This window comes from Streptomyces sp. NBC_01335 (assembly GCF_035953295.1).
Classification (GTDB): Bacteria; Actinomycetota; Actinomycetes; order Streptomycetales; family Streptomycetaceae; genus Streptomyces.
Window position 1 is genome coordinate 2824569 of sequence record NZ_CP108370.1, and the last position, 13280, is coordinate 2837848.

Genomic DNA, 13280 nt, shown 5'->3' on the forward strand with positions numbered 1-13280 from the left:
GCCGCCGCACCCGCCCCCCGGGCCCCTCAGATCCCATCGCCTCCGCCTCGTCCCGTGTAGAAGGCCACCGTCAAGTCCCTGACCAGGGACTTGCGTTCGTAGTCGTCGAGCGCGACGAGTCCGCGCGTGGTGAGCCGGTTGACGGTGTCGTCGACCGCGTCCACCAGGGAGGTCAGCACGCTGTCCCGGTGCCGCGCGTCGAGCGCCGCGACCCGGCGGCGCTGCATGGCCGCGGCGACCTCGGGGGCGTACTCGATCCCGGTCGGCTGCGCCGAGTACACCTCCACCCCGACCGGCTCGCAGTCCGCCTTCAGCATCCGCGTCAGCGCGTCCCCGACCGCCTCGGCGTTCCGCAGGGTCGGGGCGTCCTCGTGGAAGGCGTCGGCGGGCAGCTGCGAGAGGACCCGGGCCATCGCCGCCTCGACCTGTTCCCGCAGGTACGTCTCGTGGTCGGCGACCCCCAGGACCGCCCGGACGGTGTCCTCCACCCGCCAGACGACGAGGACGGTGACGCGCAGCGCCGTACCGTTCGCGTCCACGGCGGGCATCGGCTCGCTCCGCCAGTGCCGCAGCCGTACGTCGGTGCGGCGGCGGAGGAGGAGCGGGGAGACCCAGAAGAGCCCGGTGCGCCGGACGCTCCCCCGGTAGTCGCCGAAGAGGGTCAGCACCAGGGCGTACCCGACCCGCCCGCGCCCGAGGCCCCCGAACGCGAAGAGGACCACGGTCACCAGCACCGCGAGCACCGCCCAGAGGCCGATGCCGATGCCCTGGTACGGGCGGGGCCCGATGCCGAGCCGGGTCTGCGCCTGCCCCGGCAGCGCGCCCGCCCACCAGAGGACGACGAGCGCGGCGGCGCAGCCGGCGGCCCCGGTGAGCACGGCCACCCAGCCGGGCAGTGCCGGACCGGGGCGCTCGCGCAGCCGGGGGTCGGCGACGGGCGCGGGCCGGGTCGGCGGCCGCACCTGGGGCGAGCGCGGTACGGGAGGGCGCCGCACCCCGGCACCGGACCGGTCGGCCGTCAGCGTGTGCCGGGCCACCGCGACGGGGAGCGAGGCGACCCCGGCGGTGCGGTGCGGGTCGCCGACCCCGGCGCGCGGGAGGAACCCGGTCCGGTCGTCGGGGTCGCGGGGTTCGTCGCGGAAGAGCAGGTGCACCGGGATGGACGCGGTGGCCTCGTTGGCGATGACCGACCGGCGACGGCCGGCGCTCCACCGGAAGTCCTCGCGGAACCCGCCGGCCGGAGCGGGCACCTCACCGAGGGGCGTCTCACCCACGGGCGCCTCGTCCGCAGACCCCTCACCCTCGGGCACCTCACCCATTGGCACCTCACCCCCGGGCACCTCGTCTCCGGGCACCTCGTCTCCGGGCACCTCGTCTCCGGGCACCCCGCCCGCCGGCACCGAGACCGTGGCCGAGACGGTGTGCATCGAGGTGGGCTCCGTCTCGCCGTGCGCGAGCTCCAGCACCACGTCGACGCAGGGCCCCTCGTCTCGCGGCCCGCCCTCCGCACGCGGATCGCCCTTCCCGGCGCGGCCCGGGTCCCGGTCCGGTCCCCGGCCCGCTTCCGCGTCCGTACCGTCTCCCGCTCTCCCTCCCGCTGCCCGGCCCGCCCCCATGCGGTCTTCCTCGTCTCCGTACACGACGCCCCACCGTTCCCTTTCCGCGCTCCGGCGGTCCCGGAGCTGTCCATCCGCCGGCCCACCGAACGGCAGACGCCCTCCACTCCCTCAGGAGAAGAGCCGCCGCCAGGTGTCCGGCCCCGGGTAGCCGTCCGCCACGCGGCCGTGCCAGCCCTGGGCGCGCTGGAACGCCTCCACGTTGCGCCGGTCCGCCTCGGTCCAGCGGCGGCCGGGCCCCGACACGTAGTGCCTGCCGAATCCCTTCTTCACCAACTGCTTGCCGAGCCTCTCGACATGGGCGTTCGACCGACCCGGCTTGAAATAGCCCCGTCCGGGGAAGGCCGGGACCGTCTTCGGCGCGCCTGACGCACCGGTGGCCGGGATGCTCCTCCCGGTGCCGTTGACGAGCCGGCGCCAGGTGTCCGGGCCGGGCAGGCCGTCCGCGTTCGCGCCCTTCCACCCCTGCGCCTGCTGGAACGCCCGGGTCGCGCGCCGGTCGGCCTCGCTCCAGACGGGTCCGGGGCCCTGGGTGTAGAAACGTTTCCCGCCCCGCGCCACCAGCATTTCGCCGAGCCGTGTGACGTGGGCGTTGCGCGCTCCCGGCCCGAACTTGGCGGCGCCGGGGAAGCCCGCCGACGAGCCGCCGCGCGAGCCCCCGGCGAGCCCCTTGTAGCGGTAGGCCACGTACTTGCCGGAGTTGCTCCAGTACGCGAGGGGCGTGACCTTCTTGCGGGTGGCCGGGGGCGTCTGCTCGTACGCCATGTACTGGGTGTGGGCGCTGTTGGTCCAGCCGCCGAAGATCGTGACGTGCGAGCCCTTGTTGGGGTCGGCCGGGTTGTGGAAGAGGAGGATGTCGCCCGGCTCCAGCTGCGAGCGCGCGATCCGCGTGCCGTACGAGGAGAGGCTGCCGGTCCACTCGTTGCCGCCCAGGTCCCAGGCCATCGAGACGTAGCCGGAGCAGTCCTGGCGGTACCCGTCCGACCAGAACTTCTCCATGTCGTACGGCACCTTCGCGGCCACCCAGGTCTTGGCGCGGGCGATGATCTCGCTGCGGGTGGTGGTCCGCAGGGCCAGGGGCGCCGCCGTGGTGGGCGAGGCCGAGGCCCCGCCGCCCATGAGCGGTCCGGCCTGCCCCTGCGGGGTGCCGGGCCCGGGGCCGGTCGCGTCGTCGGCGCGGACGGGTCCGGTGGAGTGGCCCGCCGGGGCGGCGGCCTCGGCGGCACCGGTGGAGAGGACCACCCCGGCGGCCGTGGCCAGCACCAGCGCGCGGCGCGCTCCGTGCGCGGCGGGATGGCCGCCCAGGCGGGGCGGCAGGGTCCGGGCCGCCGCCGTACGGCGCTGGAGGGCGCAGCCGGCGCAGCCGCAGTCGGCCGTGGGTTCGTACTCCGTGAAGACCGGGACGGTCATGTCGATTCCCCTCCGGACTCGTCAAGATTTTTTGAGGCACTCCGCAACGGGCGCCAGTGTCCCAACTCTCGTGACAAATCGCATTTTGACGGATCAAAGAGAAAAAACGACCATGCGACAGGGCGTGGCGTCATGGGAAATGGTCGAGAGCATGCTGCGGAATCCGGTAATGTTCTCCAGGTCAGCAGGCGCCGCTAGCTCAGTTGGTTAGAGCAGCTGACTCTTAATCAGCGGGTCCGGGGTTCGAGTCCCTGGCGGCGCACGCAGAGTCAAGGCCCTCTCACTTCACGTGAGGGGGCCTTGTTCGTTGCCCGGCTCGCGCCGGGTCGTCCGCCCCTGCCCCGCACGCGTCGCGGGGCTCGCTTCCACCTCTCCGTATCTCTTCACGCCTCCGCGCGACTTGTCGTCACGTCCCGAGCGCGGCCGCGGGCGCGCCGGCCGGGGTCGCGCGGCCTGCGCGCGCTACCCCGAAACGGTGACTCTCCGAAGACAAACCGTTACGGAGCGCCCTGATTGATTCTCCCCGCGCGGAAGCCTCGGGACACCTGGGTGGTGGGGCGGCCCGCCGTTCCGCACGGTACGGGGCGGCGCGCACGGCGGTGGCCCCGTCCGGTGGCCGCTCCGGGGAGGGGAGCGGCCACCGGACGGGGCCGGGCGGGCGGGGTGGGCGGGGCGAGGGCCGGGGCCGGGTCAGGTCCCGGAGTCCTCGCCCGTGAGGTAGGCGGAGACGACGACGTTGGCGCTGTAGGCGTGTGCCGCCCGGTCGTACGTACCGCCGCAGGTGATCAGCCGGAGTTCGGCCCGGCCGTCCTGACGGGGCCCGTACGCCTTCTGCGCGTCGAAGCGTTCCCGGGTGAAGACCTGCACGTCGTCGACGGTGAACTCGGCGATCGTGCCGTCGGCGCGGGTCACCCGGATCTCGGCGCCGGGCCGGGTGGCGCTCAGTCCGTAGAAGACGGCGGGCTCGGTCTCCGTGTCGACGTGGCCGACCATGAGCGCGGCCCCGGCGGTGCCGGGTTCGGCTCCGCCGTCGTACCAGCCGACGGTCCCCGGGGTCTCGAACGGGGGCGGGTCGACGGCTCCCTCGCCGTCGAGGCCGCGTCCGACGACGGGGGCGTCGATGCCGACGGACGGGATCTCGACCTCGCGCGGCGGCGAACCCTCCAGCGGGTCGTGCGCCGGGGGCAGCGGCGCCCCGAGGGGGCGGCCGACCGCCGCGACGTCGCCGGTGGTCGGTGCGGAGCTGCCGCCGGGGCCTCCGGCGCCTTCGCGGCCCCAGAGCCAGAGGCCGAGCAGGAGCACGGCCCAGACCACTCCGGTGAACAGCCGCCCGGTACCTGCCGGGCGGGCGGGGGCGGACACGTCAGTCCGCGGCCGGACGGCGGCGGCGTGCGCCGCGGAAGGCGACGGCGGCCGCGGCGACGGCGGCGAGGGCCAGCCCGGCCACGGCCTGCGGGAGGCCGGGCCCGTCGGAGTTCCCGCCCTGCTCGGCGAGGACGGCGGTGCCGCCGCCACCGGCCCGGACGGGGGCGACCGGGGTCGGCCGGGCGTGGTGCACCACGGTGAGGCCGGCGGAGGCCCGGCCGCCCCCGCCGCCCTTGCCCTCGCAGCGCAGGGTGACGTCGTACCGGCCGGCCTCGGCGTCGGACCGGACCCGGGCCTCGGCGCTGAGGCCCTTCCCGCCGGCGGGGGTGAACCGTACGGAGGAGACGAAGGCGTCGGACGTGCCGAGGCCCTCCCTGCCCTTGCCGCAGGCGTCGGACCAGAGCGCGACCTTGCCGCCGGGGGCGATGGTGGACGGGGTCACCCTGAGGGTGCCGTCGTCGTACGGAACGGCCGAAGCGGCGGGCGCGGAGACGGATATCGCCGCGACCGCCGCAGTAGCACAGATGGTGAGGGGCAGTGAACGCATCGTGAACCTCCTGCTCGAAGGTTCACCCGTACGCACGCTTCCCGCATCCGCTGTCGCCCGGTCGGGCGACAGTCCCGGGCGCCGGACCGGTGTCGGGGGCGACGCGGACCGGCGTCGGACCTGCGCCCGTGCCTGCGTCGGACCGGCGCCCGGGCCGGTGTCTGACCGGTGTCGGACCGGCGGCGGACCGGCGGCGGACCAGCCTCAGACCAGGTCGACGAGGTCCGCGATGGAGTCGACCACGTTGGACGGGCGGAAGGGGTAGCGGTCGATGTCGGCGGTGGCGGTGAGCCCGGTGAGCACCAGGAACGTCTCCATCCCGGCCTCCAGCCCGGCCAGCACGTCGGTGTCCATCCGGTCGCCGATCATGGCGCTGGTCTCGGAGTGGGCGCCGATGGCGTTGAGCCCGGTCCGCATCATCAGCGGGTTGGGCTTGCCCGCGAAGTACGGCTCCTTGCCGGTGGCCTTGGTGATCAGCGCCGCGACGGAACCGGTGGCCGGCAGCGGGCCCTCGGCGGACGGGCCGGTCTCGTCCGGGTTGGTGCAGATGAAGCGGGCGCCCGCGTTGATCAGCCGGATCGCCTTGGTCAGCGCCTCGAAGCTGTACGTACGGGTCTCGCCGAGCACCACGTAGTCCGGGTCGTGGTCGGTGAGGACGTACCCGATGTCGTGCAGCGCGGTGGTGAGCCCCGCCTCCCCGATGACGTACGCCGTGCCGCCGGGACGCTGGTCGTCCAGGAACCGGGCGGTCGCCAGCGCGGAGGTCCAGATGTTCTCGACCGGAACGGCCAGGCCCATGCGGCTGAGCCGGGCGTGCAGGTCGCGGGCGGTGTAGATGGAGTTGTTGGTGAGGACGAGGAAGGGCTTCCCGGACTCCCGCAGCCGCTTGATGAACGCGTCCGCGCCGGGAATGGGGGTGCCCTCGTGGATGAGGACTCCGTCCATGTCGGTCAACCAGGACTCGATCGGCTTGCGTTCTGCCATCACACGGACTCCTGCCGTACGCACGGTGCACACGAGGTGCTGGACGCCGGCGGCACCGCGGTGTGCAGCGCCGACGCCCCGAGTTTAGGTGGTGCACGGCGTATCAAGATCGGTCGGGACGCGGGGGCTTGCGGGGAGCGCGCGGGTGCGGTGACCGTGCCGCGCCGGTGCCTCAGCCCCGGGCCGCACCTCAGCCCCGCCCGCACCTCAGCCCCGGGCCGCGCCGCATCCGGCGGGCCAGCAGCAGCGCGGCCGTACCGCCGAGCAGCAGTGCGGCGGCCACCGCGCCGGTACGCAGGGCCGCCGCGCGGCCGGGGCGGCCGGTCCGGGCGAGCTCGGGCAGCGGGTTCCCGGCGGCGTCCCGCGACAGGCCGGCGCCGCCGCCCGGGAGTGCGGCGGCGGAGCGGGGGGCGGTGGAGGGGGTGCCGGTGGTGCCGGTGCGGGGGGCGGCGCTCGGGGGCTTGGCGCCGGGGCCCGTACCGGGGGCGGTGGCACCTTCCGGGGCGGTGGCGCCTTCCGAGGCGGTTGCCGTGCCGGCGTCCACGCCGGAACCGCTCTCCGCGCCGGTCTCGTCCCCGGAGTCCGTGCCGGCGTCCGCGTCCGTTTCGGTGTCTGCGTCCACGTCGAAGTCCGCGTCCGTTTCGGTGCCCGTGTCCGCGGCCCCCGCGTCCGCCCCGGCGAGGAGGTCGTCGGAGGTGGTCCCGTCGGCATCGGACTCGTCGGGGAGCACCAGGTCGGTGCCGCCTTCGATGTCCCCCTCGACGATGGAGAACGGGTAGTCCTCCGACTCGCCCACCCAGTCCCCGTCCGGGGCCACGACGGAGCCGTCCGCCACCGCGTCGTCGGAGGGCGCGGCCGGGTGGCGCTGCACGATGGCGGCGTTGGCCACGACCTTTCCCGGCCGGGTGTCGGAGGTGAAGGCCATCCGGACGCGGACGGTGACCGTGCGTCCGGCGGGGACGGTGAAGCCCTCGAAGTCGTCGCCCTCTTCGCCGCTGCCGAAGACCCCGATCTGCTCGTTCCGGTCGGTGGTCTCCCAGCTGACCCGGTGTTCGGCTCCGGTGCCGGTGCCGGTGCCCGCGCCCGTCTCCGTACCGGCGCGTTCCGCGTACGCGAGTTGGATCTGGTCCGGCGTCAGCTGCCGGTCCTGGTCGGTCAGGACGAGTACGGGGTGGAGGGCGCGGCAGGACTCGGCGGTGGTGTTGACGAGGTCCAGGTACCAGATCCCGTATCCCCCGCCGGACGCGTAGGTGTCCGGGCCGCCGTGGATACGGGTGCCGATGGGGAAGTCCTTGGCGTCCGGGGCGCCGCAGGCGGGCGGCTGGTCCGCGCGGGCGGTGGCGGTGGCGGAGTGTTCCGTCGCCGAGGTCGGCGGGCCGCCGAGCAGCGCGCCCGGTACGGCGATCCCGGCCGCCAGGCCGAGTGAGGTGAGTGCGCGTCCGTCGCGCAGTCGCGCGGGAGGTCGCAGTCGTGCGGGTCGCAGTCGTGCGGGAGGTTTGGGGGGCATGGGAGGCACCCTTCGCAGCTCGCGAACGAACGCCCGGTGCGGAGGAACCACCGGCGTGTCGTGACCGGTGCGTGGAACCACCGGCGTGTCGGCGGAGACGCTGCCACGCATACGTACGAACATCGCACCGACATGCCGGAGACCACCCGCCCGGCGGCACCCCGTCACTCCTCCGCCGCGGCACCGTCTCCCGCTCCTCCCCCGCCCGCTACTCCGCGGTCCGCCCGAAGAGCGGGCCGAGGACCAGTTGGGCGGCGCCCTCGGCGACCGGGCGGTCGCCGCCGCCCGCGACCGCGACCGGCACGGGCGTCCCGACGCCTTCGCGCCGGGCGCGCTCCTCGATCACGGCGCGCACGCCGCGTACGTAGACGTCCTCGTGCGCCGCGACCGTACGCCCGCCCAGCACCACCCGGTCGATGTCGAGCAGCGCGACGATGTTGGCGGCTCCGGCGCCCAGCACCCGGGCGGCCTCGGCGACGTCTCCCCGGTCCACCGCCGCCAGGCAGAGCGCCTCCACGCAGCCGCGCCCGCCGCAGCCGCACGGCGGACCGTCCAGTTGCAGGGTCTGGTGCCCGAACTCGCCCGCGCCGGTGCGCGGGCCCCGGTGCAGGGCGCCGCCGAGGACGAGCCCGGCGCCCAGTCCCGTACCGAGGTGGAGGTAGGCGAAGTCGCCCGCGCCGGGGTCGCGCAGGGCGAGGCCGAGGGCGGCGGCGTTGGTGTCCTTGTCCACGGAGACCGGCAGGCCGGTGCGGGCGGCGAGGGCCTCGCGGAGCGGGAACCCGTCCCACTGCGGGAATCCGGTGACCCGGTGCAGCACCCCGTCGCGGTGGTCGAGCGGGCCGGGGAGGGCCACGCCCACGCCGAGCACGGCGGGGCGCCCGGGGCCGTACGCCTCGTCGGCCGGGTCGCCCGCCGCCACCGACGCACTCACCGGCGCGCTCACCTCCGCGACCGCTTCCGCCGCGCCCGCGACGACCTGGTCCGCCGGGGCACCGAGGTCGAGGGGGGCGGTGCGGACGGCGACGGGCGTACCGGCGAGGTCGACGAGGACGGCGGTCAGCTCGTCCCGGTCCAGGTGGAGGCCGACCGCGTACCGGGCGTCCGGGACGAGCCGGAGCACGGTGCGCGGCTTGCCGCCGGTGGAGGCGCGGCGGCCGGCCTCGGCGGCGAGGCCCTCGGCGCGCAGCCGGGCGGTGATCTTGCTGACGGCCTGCGGGGTGAGCCCGGTGCGCTCGGCCAGTTCCAGCCGGCTGATGCCGTCGCCGCCCGCGCCGCGCAGCAGGTCGAGCACGAGGGCGGCGTTGTGGTGGCGCAGGGCCGGGAGGTTGACCCCGCCGCCGTTGCGCGCGCCGACGCCGGTGGCGCTGCGGGGATCGCTGGTATCGCTGGTATCGCTGGTGTTCACCACACCATTGTGGCCACCGCTTGCACTTTGGCAACAGCGTTGCTTAAGTGGTGGGCATGACTTCCACCGATCCCCTCCGCGTCGCTCTCGTCGGCTACGGCCTGGCGGGTTCCGTCTTCCACGCCCCGCTGATCGCGGCGACCGAGGGCCTGGTGCTCGACACGGTCGTCACGTCGAACGAGGAGCGCCGGGCGCAGGCCCGCGCCGAGTTCCCCGCCGTCCGCTTCGCCGACTCCCCCGAGGAGCTGTGGGCGCGCGCCGACGAGCTGGACCTCGTCGTGATCGCGACCCCGAACAAGACGCACGTCCCGGTCGCGAAGGCCGCCCTTGCGGCCGGGCTGCCGGTCGTCGTCGACAAGCCGATCGCGGGCACGGCCGCCGAGGCGCGCGAGCTGGCCGCGCTCGCCGAGGAGAGCGGGCTGCTGCTCTCGGTCTTCCAGAACCGCCGCTGGGACAACGACTTCCTGACGATCGCCCGGCTGATGGCCGACGGCGAGCTCGGCGCGGTGCAGCGCTTCGAGTCCCGGTTCGAGCGGTGGCGCCCGCAGCTGAAGGGCGGCTGGCGCGAGTCGGGCGACCCGCAGGAGATCGGCGGCCTCCTCTACGACCTGGGCAGCCACATCGTCGACCAGGCACTGGTGCTGTTCGGCCCCGCCGTGCAGGTGTACGCCGAGTCCGACTCCCGCCGCCCCGGCGCGGCGACCGACGACGACACGTTCATCGCGATCACCCACGCGAGCGGCGTCCGCTCGCACCTGTACGCCAGCGCGACCACGGCCCAGCTCGGCCCGCGCTTCCGGGTGCTGGGCCGGCAGGCCGGTTACGTGAAGTACGGCCTGGACCCGCAGGAGGCGGCGCTGCGCGAGGGCCGCCGCCCCGGCGCCGGCCAGGAGCCGTGGGGCGAGGAGCCCGAGGGCCTGTGGGGCCGGCTCGGCTCGGGCGAGTCGCCGCTGACCGGCGGCGGTGTCCCGGTCCGTACGCTGCCCGGCGACTACCCCGCGTACTACGCGGGCGTCGCCGCCGCCCTGCGCGGCACCGGCGAGAACCCGGTCACCGCCCTGGAGGCGGCCGCCGCCCTGGACGTCCTGGAGGCGGCCCGTCGCTCCGCGCAGGAGGGCGTCTCCGTCACCCTGGTCCCGCAGCCGGGCGCCCACCCCGCCCAGCCCACCGGCACGCCGGCCGTGAAGGAGGCGCAGGCATGAGCAGCCGACCCGACGCGCCCACCGTCTCCGAACTGCTCGCCCAGGAGCGCCGGCTGACCCTGCCCCGCTTCGGTTACGAGGACGCGTACGCCCTCGGCACCCTGCTGGTCCGGCTGGCCCGCGAGCGCAACGCCCCGGTCGCCATCGACATCCGGCGCGGCCCGCAGCAGCTGTTCCACGTCGCGCTCCCGGGCTCCAGCGCCGACAACGACGCCTGGATCGACCGCAAGCGCAAGGTCGTGGAGCGGTACGGCGAGAGCTCCTACCTCGTGGGCACCCGTTTCCGCGCGAAGGGCACCACCTTCGAGGACTCCTCCCGCCTGCCGCTGGGCACGTACGCCGCGCACGGCGGCTCGTTCCCGATCACCGTCGACGGCGCGGGCGTCATCGGCACCGTCACCGTCTCGGGCCTCCCCCAGGCCGAGGACCACGCCCTGGTGGTCCAGGGACTGGAGGAGTTCCTGGCCACGCGGGAAGGCTGAGCCGGACCCCGGCGGGAACGCCGGGCCGAACCCGCAGTAGGAAGGCCGGGCCGAACCCGCACCCGTACGTACGCCCCGGGGGCCGCGCGCAGATGTCGATGCGCGGGGCCCCCGGGGCGTTCGTACGACGTGTTACGCGTCCTTCAGCACCTGGCGCTGGCGTCCCAGGCCCTCGATCTCCAGCTCGACGACGTCGCCCGCCCGCAGGTACGGCTTCGGGTCCGGGTGGCCCATGGCGACGCCTGCCGGGGTGCCCGTGTTGATCACGTCGCCCGGGTAGAGGGTCATGAAGTGGCTGAGGTAGCGCACGACCTCGCCGACCGGGAAGATCTGCTCGGCGGTGGTGCCGTCCTGCTTCAGCTCGCCGTTGACCCAGAGCTTCAGCGGCAGCGCCTGCGGGTCGGGGACCTCGTCAGCGGTCACCAACCAGGGGCCGAGCGGGTTGAACGTCTCGCAGTTCTTGCCCTTGTCCCAGGTGCCGCCGCGCTCGATCTGGAACTCGCGCTCGGAGACGTCGTGCGCCGTGGCGTAACCGGCGACGTGCTCCAGCGCCTCCTCGGCCGAGTCGAGGTAGCGGGCGGTGCGGCCGATGACGACCGCGAGCTCGACCTCCCAGTCGGTCTTCACGCTGTTGCGCGGCACGAGGACGGTGTCCTCGGGGCCGACGACCGTGTCGGGCGCCTTGAAGAAGAGGATCGGCTCCGCGGGGATCGCCGCGCCGGTCTCCTTCGCGTGGTCGTGGTAGTTCAGCCCGATGCAGATGATCTTGCCGATGCGGGCGAGCGGCGCCCCGGTCCGCAGCCCGGCCGGGTCCAGCTCGGGCAGCGAGGCGGGGTCGGCCGCGGCGGCGCGCACCCGGTCGAGCCCCTGCTCGTCGGCGAGCAGCGCACTGTCAATGTCGGGGACGACCCCCGACAGGTCGCGCAGTGTTCCGTCCTCCGCGAGCAGAGCCGGACGCTCCGCTCCCGCCGTGCCGACTCGAAGCAACTTCACGGGTGCCACTCCCTGGATAGAGATGCCTGGGCAGAGATGTCTGGGTGGAGAGGGGTACCGGCCGCACGAGGCGCGACCGGCGACCGCCGGAAACCGCACCCGCGCAGCCCGTCCCAACCTGCCCAGACTGCAAGACATCCGATCACTTGGCAAGGTGCTCTCAGTCCCTGGACGCGTCCCGGACCACATAATTGCAGGCAGAGAGCGGGTTCACAGGTCAGACGACGGAGGCCATCGCCCCTCCGGCGGCCGGTGCGTCGCGGTAGAGGTAGGCCCTTTCGATCGCGGTCCAGGTGGTGCTGGTGACGACGTACAGGGCCGCCGCGAGCGGCACCACGGCCACGGTGAAGAGGGTGAAGAACGACATCAGCGGCATCACCTTCGCCATCGCACCCATGCCCGGTACCGGCTGCCCGTCCGGGCCGGTCGTGGGGGTCACCGGGTTGAGAGCCATCTGACGCTTCGTGCGCCGGTAGTTGAAGGTGGCCACGATCGCGACGATCGCGAAGAGGCCGAGGTAGACCAGCCCCTGTCCGCCGAAGACGCCGCCCTCGGCGAGGGCGTGGTGCCAGCGCTCGCCCAGCGGCGCCCCGAGGAGCTGGTGGCCGAGGAGCTCGTTGGCCTCGCCGCCGATCCGCGTGCTGGAGAAGAGGTGGTACAGCAGGAAGAACGCGGGCATCTGGAAGAGGCTCGGCAGGCACCCGGAGAGCGGCGAGACCTGCTCCTCCTTGTGCAGCTCCATGAGCGCCTTCTGCATGCGTTCGGGGTTCTTGCCGTGCTTCTTGCGCAGCTCGGCGATCTGCGGCTGGAGGCGCGTACGGGCCTTCTGCCCGCGCGCCGCGGCCCGCGACAGGGGGTGCACGGCGAGCCGTACGAGTGCGGTGAACAGGATGATCGCCGCGGCGGTGGACGCGGACTGGAACAGCGGGTGGAGCAGGTCGGCGAACGCGCCGACCAGGCTCGCGAAAGCGGACAGGAACGCGGACATGGGGAGCCCTCCGAGGGGTCTCGTCGTGCCGGTGAAGTGCGGAGTCGGAACGCGGGGCGTTCGGCGCGGGGCACGGCGGCGTACCGGCGCGCGCGGGTACGGACGCGGCGCGCGGACTTCGTACGGGATCGGCGGACGGGAACGACGGACGGGGTCGAAGGGCGAGCCCCGTGGAGGGGCGCGTCGACGTCGGGTCCGTAGGCCCGAAGTTTCCGAAGGTCCGGAGTTCCTGTGGGCCCGAAGTTCCTAGGGGCCCGAAGTTCCTAGGGGCCCGAAGGGGCGGAAGCCTTACGCGGCGGCCGTGCGGATGACGGCCCGTCCGGGTGCGCGGGGGCGCGTACGCCCCTTGGCGTCCGGATCCCGCTGCGGCAGGAACGCGGTGCGTCGCGCCCGGTCCCTCAGCGCGGTGCGGACCTGCGTCCGGTGCACGGGCACGGCGCTGCGCGCGCTGATCACCGAGCAGGCGAGGAGCGCGGAGCCCGCCGCGGCGGTGGCGGCGAGCGCGACGGCGGCGGAGAGGCTGCCGCCCTCGGTGAGGAGGATCTCGGCGACGAAGAGGACCAGCAGGCCCGCGGGCCGGAGCAGGCGCGCGAAGGAACCGCGGAGTCGACCGGGGCGCGTTCCGCTGCTCGGGTACGCGTCGCTCATGTCTCCTCCTGTCCCACCGCTCGTGCCGCTCGTGCCGCTCGTGTCTCCGGTTCCGGGGGCCCGCCGCCGGACCCTTCCCGGTCGCGGACCTCTCCAGCCGTTATACACGATGACCCGGATCACACCGGGCGCC

The 13280-nt window shown here is 74.5% G+C and carries 12 protein-coding genes and 1 tRNA gene; 3 read left to right on the top strand and 10 right to left on the bottom strand.

Translation table 11 applies throughout. The features are described from left to right. Window positions 1-26: 26 nt before the first annotated feature. Window positions 27-1616 (bottom strand): SPFH domain-containing protein, encoded by a 1590-nt coding sequence (locus tag OG599_RS11970; RefSeq protein WP_442809671.1) that lies wholly within the window; start codon window positions 1614-1616, stop codon window positions 27-29. Window positions 1617-1727: 111 nt separating this feature from the next. After that, window positions 1728-3026: a peptidoglycan-binding protein gene (locus OG599_RS11975; protein WP_327175971.1), complete on the bottom strand. Its 1299-nt coding sequence runs from the start codon at window positions 3024-3026 to the stop codon at window positions 1728-1730. A 188-nt stretch (window positions 3027-3214) separates the two neighbouring features. Between OG599_RS11975 and OG599_RS11980 the strand changes: the two genes are divergently transcribed. Further along, window positions 3215-3288 (top strand) — tRNA-Lys (locus OG599_RS11980). Between the two features lie 428 nt (window positions 3289-3716). Here the strand turns inward: OG599_RS11980 and OG599_RS11985 are convergent. The 5 genes from OG599_RS11985 to OG599_RS12005 all read right to left on the bottom strand — a co-directional run bounded on the left by OG599_RS11985 (window position 3717) and on the right by OG599_RS12005 (window position 8744). After that, window positions 3717-4388 carry a class F sortase gene (locus OG599_RS11985; RefSeq protein WP_327175972.1) on the bottom strand — a complete coding sequence of 224 codons (672 nt, stop codon included), beginning with the start codon at window positions 4386-4388 and terminating at the stop codon, window positions 3717-3719. Window position 4389: 1 nt separating this feature from the next. Further along, on the bottom strand, window positions 4390-4938 hold the full coding sequence (locus OG599_RS11990) for a hypothetical protein (protein WP_327175973.1): 549 nt from the start codon (window positions 4936-4938) through the stop codon (window positions 4390-4392). 204 nt (window positions 4939-5142) lie between these two features. Then, on the bottom strand, window positions 5143-5922 hold the full coding sequence (locus OG599_RS11995) for an HAD-IIA family hydrolase (RefSeq protein WP_327175974.1): 780 nt from the start codon (window positions 5920-5922) through the stop codon (window positions 5143-5145). A 190-nt stretch (window positions 5923-6112) separates the two neighbouring features. After that, complete coding sequence (locus OG599_RS12000) at window positions 6113-7429, bottom strand: peptidase (RefSeq protein WP_327175975.1); 1317 nt, start codon at window positions 7427-7429, stop codon at window positions 6113-6115. A gap of 208 nt (window positions 7430-7637) precedes the next feature. Beyond that, a complete protein-coding gene (locus tag OG599_RS12005) occupies window positions 7638-8744 on the bottom strand; it encodes an ROK family transcriptional regulator (protein WP_327180006.1) in 1107 nt (368 codons plus the stop codon). Between the two features lie 146 nt (window positions 8745-8890). On the opposite strand from OG599_RS12005, the gene OG599_RS12010 reads away from it, so the two are divergent. Then, window positions 8891-10036, top strand: coding sequence for a Gfo/Idh/MocA family oxidoreductase (locus tag OG599_RS12010; protein WP_327175976.1), 1146 nt, complete (start codon window positions 8891-8893; stop codon window positions 10034-10036). Then, on the top strand, window positions 10033-10518 hold the full coding sequence (locus OG599_RS12015) for a heme-degrading domain-containing protein (RefSeq protein WP_327175977.1): 486 nt from the start codon (window positions 10033-10035) through the stop codon (window positions 10516-10518). Before OG599_RS12010 ends, OG599_RS12015 begins: the two co-directional genes overlap by 4 nt. 132 nt (window positions 10519-10650) lie before the next feature. Here the strand turns inward: OG599_RS12015 and OG599_RS12020 are convergent, their stop codons facing one another. From OG599_RS12020 to OG599_RS12030, 3 genes are all read right to left on the bottom strand, one after another. Then, window positions 10651-11511 carry a fumarylacetoacetate hydrolase family protein gene (locus OG599_RS12020; protein WP_327175978.1) on the bottom strand — a complete coding sequence of 287 codons (861 nt, stop codon included), beginning with the start codon at window positions 11509-11511 and terminating at the stop codon, window positions 10651-10653. Between the two features lie 217 nt (window positions 11512-11728). Further along, the gene (locus OG599_RS12025; protein WP_327175979.1) at window positions 11729-12499 is read right to left on the bottom strand and encodes a YidC/Oxa1 family membrane protein insertase; all 771 of its coding nucleotides are present in this window, start codon (window positions 12497-12499) and stop codon (window positions 11729-11731) included. Window positions 12500-12787: 288 nt separating this feature from the next. Then, a complete protein-coding gene (locus OG599_RS12030; protein ID WP_327175980.1) occupies window positions 12788-13147 on the bottom strand; it encodes a DUF6412 domain-containing protein in 360 nt (119 codons plus the stop codon). Window positions 13148-13280 lie beyond the last annotated feature (133 nt).

Bases quoted from the DNA above. Each gene is read 5' to 3' on its own strand.
- OG599_RS11970 (WP_442809671.1), bottom strand. From the start codon at position 1,616: ATGGGGGCGGGCCGGGCAGCGGGAGGGAGAGCGGGAGACGGTACGGAC.
- OG599_RS11975 (WP_327175971.1), bottom strand. From the start codon at position 3,026: ATGACCGTCCCGGTCTTCACGGAGTACGAACCCACGGCCGACTGCGGC.
- OG599_RS11990 (WP_327175973.1), bottom strand. From the start codon at position 4,938: ATGCGTTCACTGCCCCTCACCATCTGTGCTACTGCGGCGGTCGCGGCG.
- OG599_RS11995 (WP_327175974.1), bottom strand. From the start codon at position 5,922: ATGGCAGAACGCAAGCCGATCGAGTCCTGGTTGACCGACATGGACGGA.
- OG599_RS12000 (WP_327175975.1), bottom strand. From the start codon at position 7,429: ATGCCCCCCAAACCTCCCGCACGACTGCGACCCGCACGACTGCGACCT.
- OG599_RS12010 (WP_327175976.1), top strand. From the start codon at position 8,891: ATGACTTCCACCGATCCCCTCCGCGTCGCTCTCGTCGGCTACGGCCTG.
- OG599_RS12015 (WP_327175977.1), top strand. From the start codon at position 10,033: ATGAGCAGCCGACCCGACGCGCCCACCGTCTCCGAACTGCTCGCCCAG.
- OG599_RS12025 (WP_327175979.1), bottom strand. From the start codon at position 12,499: ATGTCCGCGTTCCTGTCCGCTTTCGCGAGCCTGGTCGGCGCGTTCGCC.
- OG599_RS12030 (WP_327175980.1), bottom strand. From the start codon at position 13,147: ATGAGCGACGCGTACCCGAGCAGCGGAACGCGCCCCGGTCGACTCCGC.